We start from the raw sequence: 21,675 nt of genomic DNA, 5'->3' as shown, positions 1-21,675 counted from the left end.
GGATTCATTAAGCCTTAAGGTCGCCTTTATAAATGTATGGGACTACAAATACCCATACGGCCATCATCAGCGTTGCTATCCATTTCTCATGCCAGCCAAGTTTCACAAATAACTGACCTATGGAATACACCCAAATAAAAAATGAAATTAAAGAAATAAAGATAGCCGCCCATTGTGGACTCTGGCCGCCTCCTTCACTTGTTAATTGCATCCGAGTAAGAACCAACAAAACAGAACATACAATAGTAAAAACTAGCAGTGCGTTTACGTTCTCATCAGGAATAGTATTTTGACCAAATATATATAACGCTAGAATATCTGAGGGGATTAACTTCAACAATCTGGTGACATAATTATCCCCTTTATCATGGCTAGAATCATCAGCAAAGTTCAGACCATCGGTTGAGCTTCGCCATATTCGGAGTGTTCCTTTCATAATCTTTTTTTTTAAAGAAAAGTTACTCGCATTTCGCCACTTGTCAAAGAATATGTCATTGAATTACCAAATGATTTTGAAAAGAAGCCACTATCTCATCAATTTTCAAAGCTTTGGGTTTCCCCACCGCCTTTGCTTAATTACCGCTATATCCATGAGCGGAGTCACCTACTCTGTCCAAAAAGCATGTTATCTAAAGAAAAATAAAACCTCGTTTCCTACAAAATAAACTATAATGAAGGATAGCTTTTCATTAAAACTTTTGAGACTTATCCATTGAAGAAAGTACCAAATAAATAAAAAAGCCTGCTAAAAGGCAATTAACAAAAGAGGCCATTCTGTGAACCTTTGGGCAAACCGCCTAAATAAAAACCTAAATAATTGAAAAAAGCCAAACAAAGCCGTAATTATTGCGGCAGCGGGTAAAAAACTCACGAATGTGTTCATTTTAGAAAAATTTTAAGTTGTGCAAACAACAAAGGTAAGTGTTTTTATATATAAATTTAAAACCTGACATTTCGGGCAATCCCCTATTGGGTCGGGCTTTACGCTTTTACGCTTCTCAACCAAAAGCGTGCTGCAGGGTAACCACTTCAATCCCTATTGCGGTATGCCGAACATTTAGGCTCCCTACTCTCATACGCACCATACCATCCGGTAAAGCAAAATCGTTTGGATATGCACTCATTGACCTTGGCTGAAAAGGGGCTTTCCTATGATGAAACATTATCTCTCGTTTCTTAAACGTTCAGAAATGTATAAAGGAAGTTGAAATTCCTAGGTCAAAACTGGAAGGGTACATTTTTAACAACTGGAGAGTGTTAATATACGCAAGAGGTGTAAAAGCAGGATTCCACTTTAATTTTAACTGGGTACGACCTAAAACATAGTTTAGGCCAAGAGAGGCACCTAGGGTGAGTTTATTAAAACTAACCTTGTCAGAATTAAAACCTTGGCCAAAATAGTTATTATGTTTATAAGTTCCTGTACTATTAGAGGTGAAAGAATTAAAGGATGTTAGATAGTTAATTGTAGGTGCTCCTTCCAGGTATGTATTTTTTAGTATCTTGAATTTTCTGTTTAAGGCAAGTCCAAGAGTTGAGAACCTTTCGTATTGTCTTATTGAAGGAAATGAATTTGGCCCTTCAATTCCAAAATTCTTAAAAGTGATTAAAACTGACCAATTATCAAGTAATGATTGGGTATTTGCTTTCTGCTTCTTTGACCATTGGAGCCCAATATTATAACCATTTACTGATTTGTATCCCGGTCTACCATTTAGGACATTCCAAGACTCTTTAATTGAGGCATTTCCTTGTACATAGCTAATGTTTAGGTCAATTAGATTCTTCTGACCCAGACATGGAATTGTCTGAGTCAGAAGAAATAGATAAAAAATAATACGACTCATTGGGTTATGGGCATTTATACCAAACGCTAGCCCCACTTAAAGATGAGGAAGATAGCCTTCCAGTGCCTTCGGTAAGGCTGACGGTATATCGGTCAAGCTCGTCTTCCAGCAAATATATGAGTGGTGAGCTTTCTTCATCAGTAAATACCCTGTTTTCATAGCTGCCGTTAATTGTACTGACCGCATCTTGAGGCTCGTTTATAACCTGAACGCCATCTAAATAGGCATTAATTGTATGGTTTCTATAAACAGTTTTATCTGTGTTTTTGTTATGCCAAATCCCAAAGGTCTTCTTCCTGACCTGTCCCCCAGTATTCGTAGAGACATTCATGCGATACTGGTATTTTCCATTTATGACGAGCCCTGTAACATTGCCCACAGAATATGAATTAGCCCAAGAGATCCCTTTGTAATTATTATGTGTTGTAAAAGAGGCTTCCATATATTGACATGATGCATTAATGGCTCTAAATTTTGAATGTGAGCCTGAGATACGAGCTCTGGCTACAGATAGAAGGTCCTTTTCTCCAGATAAAACAGGTTGAACTTTATTAAGATCACCATCCATAATGGTGATTTGTTCTCCATTTTTATATATCTGAATCATCTCACCAATGTAGAAATATGGTCTATCTATATCTGGGATAAATCTATCATAAATTGTTTTATCCGCAATCTCAATCTCATCGCCAACAAGCTCTACAGAATTACTATATTTCTTTAAAAGCTCATTGAATTCTTCCCGTGAGGTTAGCTTCTCACATGCTTCGTTCATTTCTATGTATTTCTTTTCTTTCGAGTCAAAATTTATATAATCAGAACTTAGTTTATTTAATTCATCTATACTTTTGGTCGATAATTCACGAAAAGTATCCATTGATTTAAAATGAATTATTCCTTCTATGACTGTCAGGTCTTCGGTTTGCCCATTAGACCGTAAATTGTGGCTGTAATCCTTCTGTTTCCAAAGGGGCTATCTCTTGGATATTAGTGGCTTCATTCGACCCTTCTTTTTCGCAGGAAAGAAAGAAAAACATGATTAAAATAAGTGCATAATGCGAAAGTGTGAAATGATTTCTCATGATGGATTAAATTGATTTTAAAATTGTGAATTAACTTAAATGACATTTGTAAATACGCTCGAAGGTAGAAAGAAAAAAAAATTACATGTAAAAAACTTATTATACGGCTAGTCTATATTTTTTGTCACTATCACTTGTTTATCAATAAGTTACATGTTATTTGCTGTTGTTTTTGAGATCGAATAACGTAATTGTCAATATGAAATGCTGAATGATAGATATATACAGGAAGTTTTTTTTCAGACAGAAACTTGAGTAATTCCTATTGCGGTATGCCGAACATTTAGGCCCCCTACTCTCTTCGGCACCATATCATCAACTCAAAGCGAAATCCTTTGGATATTCACATTTGACCATGCTGAAAAGGTGCTTTTCCGTGGGATACATTTTGGGTAGTAAGCGGTAACTAGAATATTGCTCGATTGCATCAGATCAATACCCTCGTTTTAATTTATAATTGTGGCTTAGGAAAAGGGTTTGCTTCCTTTAACTGTTTACGCAGTAGTGCAAAGTCCTCTAAAGCTACTTTTTTGTCCCGATTTGAAAACTTTTCGAATTGGGCGGAAAGTGTTGTTAATTGGTTGAGCTCTTCAAAACTGGCTTCTGTATCAATGAGGAAGCTGAATAACCCACATCGTTTGGAGGGTTGTTTTTCGAGAAAATCAAAATCCTTTAACCTTGTATTGCAAATTAACTCCCGTGCCTTTGGATGAAGTTGATTCGTGAAAGTTGGATCATTGTGCCAAGCAATCAAGGTATCCTTTAGATTCCAATCATACTGCTCTAACCATGATCTATAATAATTATAGCCATCCAGGCAATCAAACCCGACATATTCAATGGAATAGCCCTTTGTTGAAAAATGACCAGGAACATGACTATAGCAAGCCAAAGCACATCTAGATAAATTAACGACCTGAACCACTTCTTCTAATGGAGCAGTATCAGGATACGGGATTTCAAATATGATGGGGCTATTTATTTTTTCTAATGGGGTCATTCTTATCACTGAAATTCTGTTTGTGAGGTGTTCTATTGTTTAAATCTTGCTATCCAAACAATTTAGAAAAGAAGCCCCTACTCTGCTCGACTTCCAAAGCTTTGAGTTTTTCTTCACGTCTTCGCTTAATTGCATCCTGACGCTCTTTTTGTCGTGCCTTCTCTACATTTAGAAGCTCTTGTACCTGTTTGGCCAAATCATCATTTGCTTTTTTCAGATGCTCGATTTCAGAATCATTCTTTTTGCCGGAATGGTCTTCCAGTAAACGCACATAGGTTTCTTTGTCCTTACGACCTTCTTCCACAGTTCTAGTCAGAAGCTCAATTTGCTGGTGTAGGGCTTCTCGCTCTTTTTCACGGGAATCAGCTATCTCATGACGGATCGCTTCAAGCTGTTTTTCCCAATCTGACGGCTTTACTGTAACCTTACTGTCAGATTTTACACTATCTGACTGTTTCTTTACAGCATCAGGTTTGTTGATTATTGAAAAAACACGCTCCAATTCTGACACGTCAATGACTTTGTGCCCTCTGGCGTTCTTCTCAAAACTTAATGTACCATCCTTGGTAGCATCATTGATTGTTTGTCTGCTTTTATCCGTTAGTTCTGCGGCTTGTCGTACGGTTACCTTACTCATAACTTGCTCCTTATTCTTTACTGTAAAAAGTCTACCCTATATTTTTTCTACTGACAAGTGTATTCAAGCCCCCTGCTCGCTTATCCTCAAGTCTTACTGTAAGCTTACAGTACGGTCAGTGTAAAATCTGACGGCTCTTTACAGTCAGATTTCGCTGTAAACCTGACAATCACTGACTGTAAGCGTTTGTAAGATTTGACAGTAAGGAAGAGGCTACTTTACAGTAAGGTGTGGTTAAGTGCTTGTTTTTATTGATTTTTCAACTTTACTGCTTTACTATCATTGAACAAATCTGACAGTTGTGTTACTGTAAAGTGCGATTCTTATAGAATCACCCCGCCCTTCTCACTTTTCAATGGTGAGAAGACCACATTCAACCAAAACTCAAGAAGGAGCAGCCTTAGCTTTAAATAGGGAACTTAAAAAGCAAAAACCCCGATCTCTAAAACCGGGGCTTTTATTGGATACACACCTGTACCTCTTAATTCGCACTTAAAAGTCTACAGCTTTGGTCCTTTCAATGCAAGCATAATTATGCTTGCAATGCCTTTTTGTATCTTATTTTTAGGGCAGGGCGGTTAGACAGCCATGCATTATCCAAAACTTACTTCACCAAGAAAAAGAGAAGCCTCGCTTCAGGGCTTTGCCCAAATTGGAGCAGTTGCTCTTATAAGGACATTTGACCCATATTTAGAAAAGCCTGAGATATCTTCTGACCAGCCAAAGCGTAAATCCTTGCTGTGTCCAGAGGATAACGGCACTTTCGTTAAACCTATAAAACAAAGCTTCGTTCGTAATCCACGCTTGATGCCAATGACCAGAATGATGCTGACCTTACTTGCTGGATGGAACGGTAAAGGGCAGGGGGCTATCAAAACCACCACGGGAATTTTGGCTAAACATTTAAGCCGGTCAAACAGGATGGTCTATAATTACCTTCAAGATGCTATGGAGGAGGGGTATCTGACCTATTCACGCATCAAGGATCGTATGGGCTATTATATCGGTATTAAGATTACGCTGAATTTCGGGGCTATCAGGAAGGTTTATAAGCCAAAACATCCACAAGAGAGGCAAAAAAATCAAGAAACACGGGATCGGAAATTTACTTCCGAGATAAAACCCAATTTAATTAATACTAAAGCTTTAGATGAGCAAATAATGGATACTTTGGCACGTTTTGCCCTTAAAGCAGGGTATTTGGATAATACAGTGCCCAAAATATCACCAAGTTGATGTAAATTAGGATGCTCACTGAAAGAATAAAAAGGCAGGAGAAAGGGTGAATCCACTCCTGAAGTTGAAAATATGAATTGTAAACAAGCCAATAATACTATCCGTATGACTGACCTGATGGAAAAACTAGGCTATGAGGTTAAAAAGAAAGAGCGGGGCGGTAGTGAATGGCGATATCTAAGCCCGTTTCGCTCCGAGGCAGAACCTAGCTTTTACATCAATGTTAGGGATAATTGTTGGTATGACCATGGAGAGGCCGAAGGCTCTCGCTCTGTGGTAGATTTTGCCATGAAATACCTACAAAGCAGTGGCAAGCCCTCTGCTGTAGCAGATGCACTCGCTTTTCTGGAAGATGTTGGTTTGGGAAGCACTATACCTACGAAACCTCTTTTTCCTTCTGCAAGCTCCTTTGAAGAAATAAAAGAAGAACTCCCTCGTGATTTGGAATTCATCAGAGCAAAGCCGGTTGCTCATCCAGCCATATTTCAATACTTACAGGGCAGGGGGATTCCAAAAGAATTGGTCAATAAATACCTTATTGAAGTGCAATACCGCAATCTTAAAAAGGATAAAGTATTCTTTGCCTTTGGTATTGAAAACAGAGCAGGGGGGTATGAAATCCGTTCTGCCTCTGATACGCCAGTATTCAAATCAGCCCTTATTAAAAGAGATATTACCATTATAAAAGGAAACGATACTGCCCGCTCTCTTAATGTCTTTGAGGGAATGCTAGACTTCCTTTCTCTCCTAGTGCTTTTCAATGGCTCAAAGCTTCAGGGAGACACCATCATCATGCACTCCTTGTCCTCTTTTCAAAATACTTTGGGACACATCCAAAACGGAGTGTATCAAAATGTAAACCTTTGGCTAGACAACGATAGAAGCGGAAAAAAGATGGTTGCGAAATTCGTGGAGGAGGGGGTTGAAAACATTCAGGACAAATATGATTTGTATGGCAGTTCTAAGGACTTGAACGATTTGTTAAAAAAGAGGCTAAGTTCAGAAAAAGAAATTGGTAAAATTGACAAACCAACGCTCAATCAAACCTAAACATACTTCGTACTCCTAAAGAGCCAATTTATATACCTAAAACATATCATAACCAAGGCCTTTTTAGCCAAACAAGCCTCAAAGCACTTATAACCAGCACAGTAAATATTAATCGACAAAATTACTCATTTGGTCTTTATTCTTCAAGCAAGCTACACGGGCTAGTTACCTTTGAATGAGTATAATAAGCTAAATTTATACGTATAAATCTTATCGTTCACAATGAATAACAAATACATAATGACATTTCTCGCAACTGCTTTTATTACCGCTTCCATGATAAGTTGTAATTCCGCTGATTTATTACCCGAAATCCCTGATTTATCATTCTCCGTTATTGATGGAGACACTATTGATAATAGGATTGAAAAGGTTTACGAAATAAATAAAGATAAACTGCCCAATTCTAGGTCTTATATATTTCTCGGAGATACTCTGGTACGCTACAAACAACCACTTTCTTCACCAAAAAGCACAGAACCTAGGAAACTCGGAAATATTAAAAACCCGTTAGATTTAGATACAGAAGTGAAAATGGCCGCATTTGGAGGAGGAGCCGCCGCGGGTTTTAGAGATGGTGGATATTTCAACGAAGGAATTGAAACCTCCTATCCAGCTTTAGTCGCCAAACAAATGAATATAGCGTTTAAGCAACCTAAGTTTTTCCCTTCAGACTACAACGGGGTTGGGAGAATGGTTAGATCTAAGGAAAATTACACTGGAGGTCCAACGCCCAAATTTAAATTGGCAAACAATAATACTGGAATTACAGCTAGTGACGAAATGGGTATAAAATTAAAGGGCTCTGAGAATACAGAAATAGATAATTTCTCCTATCTTAATATGACAGCCGGAAAACTATTAGTTGCAACTATGACATCGGACTATAGTTATTCAGGAGAAAATGTTGTAAACGAACCCATCCACTATTTAGAATCTCAACTTTATAGAAGAATTTTTATAAAGGAAAAAAAGAGTACCATACTTGAGAAACTTCAAACCAAAAAGTATGACCTTGTTTTAATGAATTTCGGCGAACTTCGTAAAGGTAATCTACCTCAGGCCTATGATATCCCTTTTGGTAAAGGTGAATTTATTAATCAAAAAGAATACATCTTTACTGAAGATAAGTTGGATCCAGACCAGTACTCTTATTCAAAAATTGATTCCGATGTAAAACTTTTGAGAACACTATTCGAAAAAGAGTTGGTTCATAAGGGAGTAGTATATAACATGCCAAATTATTGGGAATTGCCATATTTCAATTCGATAAACCCTCTTGAAGTAGAGAAAATTTTTGGTTCTCAGTCTGTTGTAATTCAAGATATTGGGCCATATCCAAGTAACGCAGAAAAAGTTCATTTAATGCCCGTCTCTCAGATAGATTCCTTACTTAGTCCCAAAGTGCATATTTCATTAAAATCAGGAATCCCGCCTAATCCACCTATTTCAAGGCAAAGTTATGTTTTAGCTAGAGCAAGGGATTATGATAGATTTATAAAATACGACGAAAAAATAGACATGATGGCTGAGCGTTATAATTTGGCCAAAGTTGACCTACTTACTCTATATCGCAAAATACTAGAAGGAAAATATGTCACAAACGATGGAGTCGCTGTAAATCCTAGCTGGCCTGAAGGCAACTTTTTTTCCTTAGACGGAATTTATCCAACAGCTTTTGGCCAAGCCATAATTGCAAATGAAACTATAAACGCAATTAACAAGAAATACGAGACAGATATTCCTCTTATTGAAACTCGATTCTATTTAGAAAATTAAATCTTCACTTAAACCAACTTAAAATGAAATTTACGCTAAAAAGTAGTTTAGCAATACTTGCTATATGCCTAAATTCCGTAATCGGGTTTACACAAACCACACGCATTACTTTTCCTTTAAATGGAATGGTTTTTCAACAAAACAATGGTTCTGCGGACATTCCTTTTTCAGCTATAGTCAGTGGTATTGACGCCACAACATATAGTGGATTCGGATATTATATAGAGACTTTGAACAATCAAAATGGACAGGTCAATACTAGCATACCTAAAATTTATGGTTATGGCTTTAGTCCTGGCCTTCAGGCGGGCTATTACAAATTAATTAATGATTCCATATCCAATCTATCAAAAGGATGGTACAAAATAACTTTTGGACCACACGTAGGCTTGAACGTGTATCTTTGCCATCAAATCACCTTTGGTGTTGGGGATGTGTATTTAATAAGCGGTCAATCTAATGCTTCGGGTTACGGAGGAATAGATGAGGATGAAAGTGAGGAAGAAGCGAATATCTTACAATCCTACACTCTTGCTGGAACTCAACAGCATGATGCGGTAAGGGGTTTGCCATCTAACTCCGGTACTTTAAATAATACTAATATCAAAGGTCTGCCTACTGGCGTAAGTTCATTTAACCAAATTGGATTTTCGAAGCTAGAAAATAACACTGCTAGTCAGACCGGCTCTGGAATTTTCCCAAATGGAAGAGATTCGTGGTCATGGGTTCCTTTTGCAAACAAAGTGGCTTCAACAGGAACCCCTGTAGCGTTATTTAATGTAGCTAAACCGGGCACGGCTATAGCAGATTGGACCGGAGATCTAACCTCCACAGGAATCTCGTATACCGATAATAACAAACCCACTTTCCAAATAATGCGAAGTCTAATTCAAACTTTGGGAAAGGCGACAGGTTTAAGAGCCGTTCTTTGGCAACAAGGTGAAGATGACACAAAACTGTTTTCTGGTCGACAATCAACAAATAATTCTAGTACCTACCTCACTGACTATACCGGTGCATTAAATCAATTAATAACATGGAGTCGAGCTGCTACTGGTTCTAGTAACAGTACAGATTTAAATTGGGTTATAGCTAGAACAAGTTATAGAACACTAGGATCGAATAAATTTTGGGCCGATCCTGATCCTACTTTTTCCGCTGAAAACGCTGATTACCCGGCAATAAGAGGTGATCTATCGCATATCTCCACCTCCCCTGGGATAATTAATTCGCAAAACTCAGCAGTTCAGGGTATTCATGTATATGCAGGTCCTGAAACTGACTTATATAAGGAATCATATCGAGCTAAACATCAGAGAATTCATTTCTCAGGAAACGATTCAGGTAATACGAATTCTGAAACTTCTACTGGCTCAGATGGTCTTTTCAAATTAAGTGATCTATGGTTTAACCAATTGTATAATGGGAACGGTACTCATAAGTTTGCGGCAACAAATAATTTAAACCCGATAAGCTCTCTTGAAACTCTTACTGTTAGTTCCATATCGGGGGGGTACAAAATAACAGCACCGGCTGGTTACTCTAAATATTTTTGGTGCAAGAATGGTCAGGGGATTGGTGAGGTTACTCCTACGACAAATAACTTTAAGGAAGTTTTAAATTCCAACGACCCCGATACATATATCTGTTACATGACAAATGATACTGATACAGCAACAGATGGCTGGGATTTGCCTAATTTAAAAATTTCTCAACCATTTATTTCAAGAAATAATGCTGACGCCTTAGCAAGAAATGTCTCGCTTTCTCAAACATCACTAAGTTTCCCTTCCTCTAATTATGTTAGTAAGGACATTCTGGTAGAATCTAACGGGGTGGTTTGGGATGTAATAAACGCACCTTCTTGGGTAACCATTAATACTCAGGAAGGGGGATTTGGAACGACTCCCTTAAATCTTAATCCATCACCTAATACCTCCACTTCTACCAGATCTCATACCCTAATTATTCGAGACAGAAGCAACACTGTACCAGACAGGAATTTGACAATTTCACAAACGGGAACCTCCGTTTCAGAAGTCTCTTTAACTACTCTTACGCCCGTCTCCTATTCCCAAAGCTATCTTACAACTAACTTTAACGGAACTAATATCGCTGGCAATGATATGTACATTAACGGAATTCAATATACGCAAGGCATAGGAACTTCTGCTCAAGGTAGTATTGTTTATAACATTCCTTCTGGCTATAGCTTTTTTAACGGTAAAGTGGGAAGAGATGATGGAGCTGATAACTGTGCCTGTGGACCAATGAACTGTAGCTTTCAAATTAAACTGAATGGTTCTGTAATTTGGTCTAGTGGGATACACAGTATAAATTCAGCCGCAGAAGATTTTTCAGTTAATGTATCTGGTGGTGGTACTTTAGAATTAATTTCTAACGAGACAGGAGATGGCCAGTGGGGCGATTGGGCTGATTGGGTTAACGTTTATCTAAGTGGTTCTGGAGGAGGAGGCTCAAACAATGTTCCTGAACCAACCAATTATTTTGCCAACCCCACACCCGTAACTGCTAATTCACCCTCAAGTTTATCTGCCACATGTAGCCAAGGGACTGTAACATGGAGTACTAATCAGACAGGTTCTCCTGTGACTGTATACCCTAGTACAACTACAAATTATACTGTCAAATGTGTAAGCGGTTCACAATCAAGTGCAAATAGAACTGTAACCGTTACCGTTACTAATTCAAACAATTGTGCTCCATTATCAAATAATCTTTATATGGGAGTTTGGACAGTAACTGGAGATTCTTTCTTCGCTCGATTTTTCAATAATCAGTATTGGTTAACCCAAAAAGTTAATGTGAATGGCTCACAGTATGACGAATTTGTAGTTAGAGCCTCAGAAATGCTTACAAGAGGCGATTTCACAACCTCCTACAGCAACGACTTCAATAATTCCTGTTGGGGCATGATTTATTCCCAATACGGTGGTCTTGAAGGTCCGAATAACGCTAATACGCCTACCTTTAATACGCCACCTGGTTACTATTTATATCAATCAAATGGTACACATTACTATTCTACGTATAACAACAACAGTTCTGGCCCAATAACGAATGGAGCATGTTACACGATTAAATCAAACTCTAACAATAATTACCTAACGGCCATTGGAGGTGATTTTAACGAATTCCAATCTGGTAATTCTGGGAGCAATAAAATTTGGAAATTTACCAGTTCGGACAATGTAAATTGGAAGGTGACTTCTGGTGAAGGGAGTGGCAAGTTTCTTTACGCTACAGACATGTATTGTGGAGCAAGAATAAAACGAACTACCTCCAGTGGTCAATCCAACCAACTATGGCAGTTTGACATGAATGGGAATGATTTCAGATTCTTTGCCTCGAACGGTACTACTTGGGATCATGAAGGAGCTGGTTCTTTGAACAATCTTCAAATGTGTGGAGATAATACACAAGGGTTTCAGCCTTACCGTTTGTTTTCTTTAGCAAGTGCAAGTTGCCCTTCTGGTGTAAGAATGGGTAATTTGGAAGAGGCTAGAGAAACGGAGGAAGCGGAATTACCTTTTATTACCGTAAGTCCAAATCCAAATTCAGGAAGGTTTAAGGTACATATTAACTTAGAACAAGAAGAGCTGGTTACGCTTAACCTATTAGACCTTCTTGGAAGAAAGCACTTTGAGCATGCCTTTACAGGACAAGCCGGACTGACCGTTGAGGATTTAAATATTAAAAACATTAATCCCGGGACTTATTTTATTCAAGCAGTTACGAATGGTAAAACAGGAAGTACAAGAGTCGTTATAGAGTAAGAATGTAATCTCTGAGCAACAAGAGGCTGTCTCTCCATTTTGAGGCAGCCTTTTGTTATTTTATACAACAGCAACAGAGCTTTTGGAACACATCCAAAACGGTTCGTATCAAAATATAAACTTTACCTCGACAACGATAGAAGCAAAAAAAGTGGGTATCAAATTCATGGAGGAGGGGGGTGAAAATATTCAGGACAAATATGATTTGTATGGTAGTATCAAGGACTTGAACGATTTGTTAAAGAAAAGGATTAAGAACCCTTCACTTTCTAAAAGCCGTTTGTCTTTGTGAGCCTACCGAATAATCAATTTATTTCTAATTATTTGGAGAGATAGGAAGTATTTAAATAACTTACTTCCAGAAAAATAATTTGCGAAAGCACCTAACCCAATCCATTTGTTAAATGTCACATGGATTAAAGCTTAAAATTCACCGATGCCTCCATGCTACCGCCCCATATCATATCTAGTTCTTTGATTGGTGGGTTGCCAAGAGGATAATCGCAATCACAACAATGATAAAGAAAATCCCAATTCTTTTACTGCTCTGCTGTATTTATGACGGCTCTTTTGCTCAAGAGATTAGACACCGGGTTGAGCCCGTACCTTATTACCCGCCTTTAGAAGAACCTATTTCTATCTTTGTTAAGAACAGTTCTGAAGACCCGACAACCGCTTCCGTTGGTGTTGGTTATAACATTGCTAGCCCATCTCCAGAAACAAGCCGAGCTAATGCGATTCAGGACATCCCTGTTAATTTATATACAGGTACGCCCCAAATCAACATTCCCCTAACAGGAATGTCCGAAGGGCGGGTAGGCGTTTCCTTAGGCTTAAATTATAACCCTAGTACCATACGTACACATGCTTTATCTGGATGGACAGGTTTGGGATGGGAATTAAGCGGAATACCAACGCTTTCTAGAATAGTCAGAGGCTTTCCAGATGAAGGCAGCTTAAACAACAATGTAGGACGAAAGGGTTATTATTTTTATGGTACATCTCTAACTCTTTCCGATATCACGCAGGATAAAGAGGCGGACATTTTCTTTTTGAATACACCTTCGGGCACATATAAATTCATGTTTGACCGTTATAAGCGGCCACATTTTTTCCCTGAAGCTGATATTAAAGTAGAGGTACAATGGATCAACAATCCAAATGAAAGTGGGTCTAACCATTATGCCCGTAAATTCACGGAATTTAAGTTCACCATGGCTGATGGCTCTTTGCTCTATTTCCCTATTGCGAATGTAGAAGAAACGACCGAAGTAGAAGTCAAGGATGCACAAAACAATGGTTTTTATCCAGGTGGTAGTAATTTCTTGAGCTTTCTAAATAACAGCTTATTAGCTAGTGCCTGGAATTGTTCAAAAATAGAATCGCCATATGGTGAAGTTATCAATTTTGAATACGACCGTATTGCTTACACCTATTATAAATTGGCTGAAAACCAGGAAGAGGGGTCTTGTCCTTCCAGTGTTAGCAAAAAACTAAATAAAGTTTATGTTCGTGGAGCTCAAATTTCTCAGATTTCTAGCCCGCACATAAAAATTGTTTTCAATGCTGGATTGGAAACTTGTAGCACAGATTATTCGGTTTCTCCGCCGGACACAGTTTGCACAATTACAGGTGGGGTCCGATACGATATAGACAGTTGGGGCAATGCTCCTACCAGTCAGTCAGCGGCTAAGATACTATTGAGCATACAGGTTTCCGACAATGAGGCCAGTCCGACCATCTATTCAAGCTACCAATTTAATTACGGTTATTTTAATGGAGAAGATACTCAATCCTTACCGTCTGGCTATGTCAGCGGTGATGTAGGAAGCACTCATAAAAAGCGGTTAAAACTAAGTTCCTTGTCCATGCCTGACAATACCACCTACAATTTTAGCTACCTGAACGAGTCAGATACATTGGCCAGTAGATTTAGTTATGGTGTGGATCACTGGGGATATGCCAACGGAAAGGAAACAAACACCAAAGGGTTAATTGGGGTGGATTATTTGAACACAAACACCAGCTGTAGCAGCGATCGTTCGGTTGACTTTGCTTTTGCCCCAAAACATGTACTTTCCAAAATTGCTCATACGGCAGGAAGTGAGACCAGTTTTACCTACGAAGCCAATGAAGCCTATAATTATAGTCCACCAGTTGGGGGATTGAGAATCAAAGAAATTCATTACAAAGATTTAGTTCGGAATCAGGAGACTAAAAAAACATATGAGTACCTAAATGCCGCAGGCTCAGGCTCTTCTGGATTTCTTTTTATAAAGCCCATTTATAGAGTTGTTCAATATCCAAATTATTTTACCCACTCAGAACTTTATGCTTCACTTTTGGCAGAATCAGGCAGGCCATCGGTTGGTTATAGTCGGGTAACGGAAAAAACAAGTTCTTCTGACAATACTATTCAAACAGGGAAAGTAGTCTGGTATTTTGATCAGGACGAAACAGAGGGAAGTATTAAAGTTCCTTCCTGTAGTGGTATTTGTGATTACAACCCAGTCTATTTTAACCTAAGTCATGATTTTAGTTTAGGACAGCTTTTAGAGAAAGAGGTTTACAATCAAAGCAATGATACACTTCAAATAGAAAACTATGGCTATACCGCCAATGGAGGCATAAAATATGACAGCACCTATTCAGCTAAGTTTTACCAACAAAACTTTAGTAGTGGTTACTTTACTACCACAATACCTTACTACGAAGTTTTTAGAAAATATCGCCCTGAAAGCCAGCTAAGCAAGCAATTTTCAAGGGATGGGACGGGTACACCAATCGTTCAAGAGGTGGACTATACCTATAAAGATGAAATGCCCACGGCGTATAAAAACACCTACAAGGGCAAGCACAATATGCCTGTTAAAATTACCACCAACGATGAAGCGGGCACAGCCATTGAAAACCTAACTAAATACACCGCTGATTTTAACTTCGATTCCTACATCATTAACTTCTGCGACCCTGAATGTGAAGACAGAGTTTGCCCGCATCCCTTATGCTATAGAGATTCCATTGTAACCATTGTTCCGCCCATGAACTATGAGTCTAGAGGTATTTTTGAAGCAATCGAAAAACACATTTATAGTTATTCGGTAGAAAGCCTGACAAAGATGAATGACCAGACCGTACAGGCCATGTATCAAAACTATTATCCGGCAAATTCAGCCTATAATACTTTGCCCAACAGCTCCTATGCGTTGAGAAGTATTCCTAAAGCTAGTTTTCAGGAGGTGACTTATAATGAGTCCAATTACCTGATGGACAAAGACAGCGATTATGGCACAGCTCGGACGGCTACCCTAACTTACAATACAAAAGGTATGCCCCTCAGCTCAGAAATTAAATACGGAGCAAAAGCAATGCAAACCTATGATGCTACGGGTACTTTGGCTTTAAGTGGCACTTCTAATAGTGGTAAGAGCGACTCACTTAGACAAACGGTAGAATATGGGAAAGTTTTTCAAGGGGTGACTAAGAAGATTAGCCCTAACTTAATGGAGAGTCGTTATACGTATCAGGCGGGGACTAATCGTCTACTGAATGTCAGAGACCATAATAATAGGGTAATCAGCACACAAGCCTATAATGTCAATGTTACCCCTCAAGTCTCTAACTTATTATGGGATAACAGCCAGCGTTCTAAACTTTGTTCTGGCGGACAAATTAGCCTAACAATGGGCGTATCTGGTTTAGAGCTAGGCTCGACCGTTGAGTTCAGCACCAATGGTGGCGGCTCCTGGCAAGCGGCCAATTCGGGAGCAACAGCCTACACGTTGACCCTTAGCCCAACGAATGCCTATCAGAATTTCAAGGCTAGAGCTTCTGACAATTTGGCCACGGTAATTTCTCAGGATTATCATGCTTCTTGCACCACCAGTCCCCCCTTAACTTGGAGCAGTAATTCTTGCACGAATAATGCAGGTAATTGTGATTTTTTTGTTTCAGTGAGCGGCTTGGCGACAGATTCTTATGCAGAATTTTCAGTTGATAATGTGAATTGGTATAAAGCCAATGTTGGTGATAGTGGTTACAACGTGACCGTGCCTTACGATACGGGCGGCCCACAAGGCTTTTGGCATCGAGCGGCAGAAGACCATACACAATGGAGTTTCGGTTCACTAACTAAATGTCCATAACTATGAAAAGGTTACTGTTTTTCTTCCTTCTCCTTTCCAGTTGGGCACATGCACAGTTACAGCCTAGCACCAGTAAATTGTATATCCAAAGCAGTAGAGCACGGATTGCTACGACCAATCCCGCTGACCTGAGCGACCCTACAAAGGGCATCACAACCATAAGCTATCTTGATGGCATGGGCAGAGGTATACAACAGGTATCCTTTGGAACAAGTCCTGACAGCCTTGATATGATTCAAGGCACATCGGAACTGGATGCACTAGGCCGGCCGAAATATGGCTATTTACCTACACAGGCCAGTAGTCAAAGTGGAGCTTTTCAGAGCGGTTATGCCGCCTTAGCTCAAAGTTTTTATGACGATATTGCTCCCTTTAGTGAGGTGGATAGTTATGATGCTTCTCCTTTCAGTAGTCCCATCAAAAGTATTGCTCCGGGTCAGGCTTTTCAGGCAGGGAGTAAAAAAGGGGTGGTACAAAACTATGAAACAGCCGGAGCGGGAATCCGTAAATATGTGATTCAATCAAACGGAACGATTGACGGCACACAGACCTACAGCAATGGTGACTTGATAAAAACCACACTGGTAGATGAAGATGGAAATACCATTTTGGAATACAAAGGCGGAAAATCTGGTCGTTTGCTGTTGGTACAGCAAAAAGACCGTAACAGCAGCACCTATTTAAGTACGGCCTATGTCTATGATTTTATAGGACGACTTTGTTACATTGTACCGCCAAAGGCCTTTAACAACCAAAATACCTTTACAGAAACAGGCAGTTATTTTGAGGAAGGTATCTATGCCACACATTACGACGGAAGAGGGCGAGCCGTAGAAACGCATGTTCCTGGCGGAGGATGGACATACAGCATCTATAACGAATTGGATCAGCTGGTGCTATCACAGGATGCTCGCCAGCGTGAATCAAACCTATGGGTATGGGTTAAATACGATGGCCACGGGCGAACCCTCATGAGTGGCACATATACCAGTGCAGACAGCCGCAGTACTATTCAAAATGCGTTTTTAGCCTTTACGGCCAGCGAACAGTTTGAAGAGCGAAGCACGGCAGGCGGTAACCTGTTTGGGTATTCTAATCGAAGTTTTCCAAGCAGCATTACCCTTGCGTCTACAGATGTAAATAATGTCATTTACTATGATGATTATACTTGGGTCGGCAATACGGCTCTTAATTATCAGACTTATAAAAGCAGCCAATGGACAAGCACCAAAGGCATGACCACAGGAAGCTTGGTTAAAAACCTTGGTAATGGGCAAATGCTCAAATCGGTGGTGTATTACGATGATCGGGGCAGACCTATTCAAACACACACCGAAAATCGCTTTGGAGGAATTAACCAAACCGATGCCGTACTCAATTTTGCAGGGGATCTGCTGGAAGAACGCAGTATCTACAGAAAACCTAATGCTGATACCTTACAAATCCGTAAATACTATGCCTACGACCATGTAGGGCGATTGTTACGGGCGTATCATCAGGTGAATAATGCTGAACCAGAAGCCATAGCGGGCTATGAATATGACGGTATCGGCAGAATGGTAGCCAAGAAATTGAATGCCGGAGGGCAAACAAGCATTATTCGCAGTGCGGCTATTCCTGATCAGACTTTTGACTTAGCCGGAAAATCAGTTAACCTTTTACCAGGCACATACACGGCAACAAATGGCGTTTACCTAGCGAAGGTTGCAGGGGAATATATCCAAAAAGTGGACTATGCATATAATATCCTTGGGCAACTCAAAAGCATCAATAATGGCTCTTTAGATACTACAGAACATGACCTCTTTGCACTGAGTCTAGATTATTTTGAAACGGCTCAAACTTATAATGGAAAACTGAATAAGCAGCGTTGGGAAACCGTTAATACCGCTACAAGCACAGCAGAGGCTAGGTCTTTTACTTATGCTTATGATGGTTATGACCGTCTGAGTGCGGCTTCCTACACAGGACAAGGGGCAGAAAACTACAGCTTACCCGCTGTAAGTTATGACCCCAACGGGAATATCAACAGTTTGCAACGAAACGGACTTACTGCGGCCAGCACTTGGGGCGGTATAGATAACCTTTCTTACACCTACCTTAACAGCACCATAGGCAATAGGCTTCAGGGTATCACAGATGCGGCAAGCACAAGTCTTGGGCACAAAGACAATGGCAACGCAGTAGATTATACGTATTACGATGATGGTAGTATGAAGAGCGATGCCAATAAGGGTATTACGCTGATTGAATACAACTACTTAGGTTTACCAAACAAGATACACTTTGGTCTAAGCCAACTCATTGAAAACATCTATGATGCTGAAGGAGGGAAACTAAGCCAGTACCTAATTTCAGGAACAGATACCGTTAAAACAGATTACATAGGGGATCTGATTTATAGGAATGATACTTTAAAGACCATCTTTCATGATGAAGGCATTGCCTTATACAAGAAAGACACAAGCATTTTTACATGGTCTGACACTTTAGGGAATTCTTACTCCGACACCACAATTTTTGATTCACCTGATTATCAGTTTTTCATTACCGATCATCTAGGAAACACAAGGCTTATTCTTCAAAGGATTGATGACAGTACCGCCATCGTACAAGAAACCCATTATGGTGCATGGGGTGAAGCATTAACGGGTATTGGTGTTACAGGAGATTGGGACTTTCTCTTTCAAGGAAAAGAATATGTAGATGCCTTTGGTTATAATACCTCAGATTTTCATGCACGGCAGTACGATGCCTTTACGGGTAGATTTAATTCCATAGACCCCAAAAATCAATTTGCTTCTGGATATGTGGGGATGGGGAATAGCCCCGTTAATGGTATAGATCCAGATGGACAGGTTTGGAATTTTATTATTGGCGGAGTATTAGGCGGTTTTAGCGGTTATCAAATAGGAAAATCTCAGGGTGCTAAAGGCTGGGGAATGGCGGGATATATCTTAGCAGGGGCAGGCATTGGTGTTGCTACAGCTGGAATAGGACAAGGTGTTTTAAATAGTTTTTCAACTGCTGCTACAAGTGGCGTGAATCTAGGGCAAGCGGCTGTGGCCTATGGTACTGCCGGAGCGGCAAGTGGAGCATTTGGAGGTGGAGCATTTGCCGGACTGGCTGGTCAGGACATTGGCCGAGGTGCTTTGAATGGCTTACTTTGGGGTAGTATAAGTGGCGTAGCTGCAGGTGGCTTGCAGCATTTGGCGGCGTCAAGGTATGTTCATGGTCAGCCATTTTTAGCAGAAATAGACCCCAAAGGCTCAAGTAACAATCCTATTGATTTAGCGGGTGTAGTTGTCAAAGGTCAGCGTTTGGCTTATGCAGGTACTGGGGCAGTACAGCCTAATTACTTTTTTGAGGAATTGTTAACAGGAGAGGCAATATTTAAGGGCTTAGGGGTTGGACTTAAATATGGTGCTGGTTTCTTTGGTAGTCTTTTAAGAAGGGGGGCAAAGCAATCTTCAAAAGCTTTTACACATGGGTTTAAATATGCAGAAAGAGTAAGGTTAAGAGCACTTGAAGACCCTCTTAGCCACAATTTCCCTTATTCTTTTGACGATGCTATACTAAAGGTCGAACCTTTATTAAAGAAAAATGGGTATAAAATTTTTCAACAAGCAGGAACAATGAATAATAAAACAGGGGTGTTCGAAATAGGATTAACAAAGAGTGGAATAATAGATCACAGATTTTTTAGACCAATAAGGTAGAATATGAAATATTTAATAATTGATGGCTATTCTGGAGGGACAGGAATTAGGGACAAATATGAGGGAGGATATATAGAGCCTGAAAAATTGAACCTTAGTAAGAAGTTTTTAAAAAAATTACGTAGTTGGTTAATCGCATACGAAGAGGAAAAGTACTATGAGTACTCTAGGGAAGATAAAGTATTAGCTCTGGATGAAAAGGGAAAGGAGATAGCACATAATCTAAAATGGGAAATTCCTGATATAAAAGTCGAATATTTTTCGGATGCGACATTAACAAAAATTTTTATTGATTAAATTGTAAATTATTGAATCATTCAAAATAATTCATGTGATGAAACTTCAGAAATTTTTAATAACTATTCTGTTTCTATTTTTTTCATTTTTAGGAGTACTAGCACAAGAAAGGGTTGTGGAAAACAGAGTGATTTGTACTGTTGTTACCGTAGGTCTTCTTGAGGGCGGCGGGTCACTATTGGTGCAGATTTAGAAATAGTTACACCAGGAGGTTTTGGAGTTCAAGGCGGAGTCGGGATATTAGGCTATGGCTTTGGTATCAATGTACATCCTAAGAAGACACCCGCTTCTTCGTTTTTTTCTTTATTATATTGGCACCAGGGATTTGGGTCTGAGGCTTCACCAACTTCTCAGTCGGCAATTGGGCCAGCGTTTATATGGCGAGCGAAGAAATTGCTTACCGCCCAACTAGGACTCGGATTTATAACCTATAGAAACCCAGAAGTTTTTTCTCAATATAAATGGTATAGAGAGGGTGGAAATACTCCTGTTATGCTTACCTACGCTATCGGCTTATATTTTCCTTCAAAGCAACAGAAAATTGGAAAATATTAAAAGAATTAAAACAATTGAATAAAATGATAAATTCATCAACTCTATTTGCACTCTGCTTTATAATGGTAGTACCTTTTTTATCCCATGGACAGGAAGCGATTTATTTAAAAGGAGGAAAAGTTTCAGTAAATGGGTTAGCATTAAAGACGCCCAATGAAATAAGCCTTGCACTTAATACGGAAAATTCACAAGAATTAACCACAACGTTCAACAAATATAAATCACAAAGAGGATTTGCAAATGTTTTAGCTTTTGCTGGAGGACTCGCTACTGGCTATTCAGTAGGTGGAGCAATAGGTGGTGGTAAATTGAACGGCGGCCTACTTGCAGGCGGCCTGGGTGTTCTTGGTGTCGGTTTGATTGTAAATTCAGGAGCTAATAATAGTTTGAAGACTTTGATCTCCGAGTATAATAAGAATATACAGAGTAGAAAAGTTTCCATGCGAGTAGAGCTAAGCTCTAATAGGGTGGGAACAATAGTGAGTTTTTAGCCGATATACTAAAAGAAAGCGGTAGAGGTTATCAACACTA

At 39.4% G+C, this 21,675-nt stretch carries 15 protein-coding genes; 8 read left to right on the top strand and 7 right to left on the bottom strand.

The window, feature by feature from the left end:
- Positions 1-7: 7 nt before the first annotated feature.
- The 7 genes from AC0L6O_RS05185 to AC0L6O_RS05155 form a co-directional block, all read right to left on the bottom strand.
- Positions 8-436, bottom strand: coding sequence for a hypothetical protein (locus AC0L6O_RS05185; protein ID WP_473306831.1), 429 nt, complete (start codon positions 434-436; stop codon positions 8-10).
- A 562-nt stretch (positions 437-998) separates the two neighbouring features.
- The gene (locus AC0L6O_RS05180; protein ID WP_473306830.1) at positions 999-1,163 is read right to left on the bottom strand and encodes a hypothetical protein; all 165 of its coding nucleotides are present in this window, start codon (positions 1,161-1,163) and stop codon (positions 999-1,001) included.
- A 21-nt stretch (positions 1,164-1,184) separates the two neighbouring features.
- Entirely contained in the window at positions 1,185-1,847 is a 663-nt protein-coding gene (locus AC0L6O_RS05175) for a hypothetical protein (RefSeq protein WP_473306829.1), read from the bottom strand.
- 4 nt (positions 1,848-1,851) lie between these two features.
- Positions 1,852-2,724 carry a hypothetical protein gene (locus AC0L6O_RS05170; protein WP_473306827.1) on the bottom strand — a complete coding sequence of 291 codons (873 nt, stop codon included), beginning with the start codon at positions 2,722-2,724 and terminating at the stop codon, positions 1,852-1,854.
- A 52-nt stretch (positions 2,725-2,776) separates the two neighbouring features.
- Positions 2,777-2,929, bottom strand: coding sequence for a hypothetical protein (locus AC0L6O_RS05165; protein ID WP_473306826.1), 153 nt, complete (start codon positions 2,927-2,929; stop codon positions 2,777-2,779).
- Positions 2,930-3,380: 451 nt separating this feature from the next.
- Entirely contained in the window at positions 3,381-3,929 is a 549-nt protein-coding gene (locus AC0L6O_RS05160; protein ID WP_473306825.1) for a hypothetical protein, read from the bottom strand.
- A 49-nt stretch (positions 3,930-3,978) separates the two neighbouring features.
- On the bottom strand, positions 3,979-4,566 hold the full coding sequence (locus AC0L6O_RS05155; protein WP_473306823.1) for a hypothetical protein: 588 nt from the start codon (positions 4,564-4,566) through the stop codon (positions 3,979-3,981).
- Positions 4,567-5,154: 588 nt separating this feature from the next.
- On the opposite strand from AC0L6O_RS05155, the gene AC0L6O_RS05150 reads away from it, so the two are divergent.
- From AC0L6O_RS05150 to AC0L6O_RS05115, 8 genes are all read left to right on the top strand, one after another.
- Positions 5,155-5,802 (top strand): hypothetical protein, encoded by a 648-nt coding sequence (locus tag AC0L6O_RS05150; protein ID WP_473306821.1) that lies wholly within the window; start codon positions 5,155-5,157, stop codon positions 5,800-5,802.
- A 72-nt stretch (positions 5,803-5,874) separates the two neighbouring features.
- Entirely contained in the window at positions 5,875-6,852 is a 978-nt protein-coding gene (locus tag AC0L6O_RS05145) for a toprim domain-containing protein (RefSeq protein ID WP_473306820.1), read from the top strand.
- Positions 6,853-7,092: 240 nt separating this feature from the next.
- Positions 7,093-8,631, top strand: coding sequence for a hypothetical protein (locus AC0L6O_RS05140; RefSeq protein WP_473306818.1), 1,539 nt, complete (start codon positions 7,093-7,095; stop codon positions 8,629-8,631).
- Between the two features lie 23 nt (positions 8,632-8,654).
- Complete coding sequence (locus AC0L6O_RS05135) at positions 8,655-12,428, top strand: NPCBM/NEW2 domain-containing protein (protein ID WP_473306816.1); 3,774 nt, start codon at positions 8,655-8,657, stop codon at positions 12,426-12,428.
- A gap of 515 nt (positions 12,429-12,943) precedes the next feature.
- Positions 12,944-16,573 (top strand): hypothetical protein, encoded by a 3,630-nt coding sequence (locus tag AC0L6O_RS05130; protein ID WP_473306814.1) that lies wholly within the window; start codon positions 12,944-12,946, stop codon positions 16,571-16,573.
- A 2-nt stretch (positions 16,574-16,575) separates the two neighbouring features.
- Positions 16,576-20,292 (top strand): RHS repeat domain-containing protein, encoded by a 3,717-nt coding sequence (locus AC0L6O_RS05125; protein WP_473306813.1) that lies wholly within the window; start codon positions 16,576-16,578, stop codon positions 20,290-20,292.
- Between the two features lie 3 nt (positions 20,293-20,295).
- Complete coding sequence (locus AC0L6O_RS05120) at positions 20,296-20,589, top strand: hypothetical protein (RefSeq protein ID WP_473306811.1); 294 nt, start codon at positions 20,296-20,298, stop codon at positions 20,587-20,589.
- Between the two features lie 578 nt (positions 20,590-21,167).
- Positions 21,168-21,635, top strand: a complete 468-nt coding sequence (locus AC0L6O_RS05115; protein WP_473306810.1) for a hypothetical protein — start codon at positions 21,168-21,170, stop codon at positions 21,633-21,635.
- The last annotated feature ends 40 nt before the right edge of the window (positions 21,636-21,675 follow it).

It is taken from the genome of Arcticibacterium sp. GJ41-1, assembly GCF_055808875.1.
This window is presented reverse-complemented; position numbering and strand designations above follow the sequence as displayed.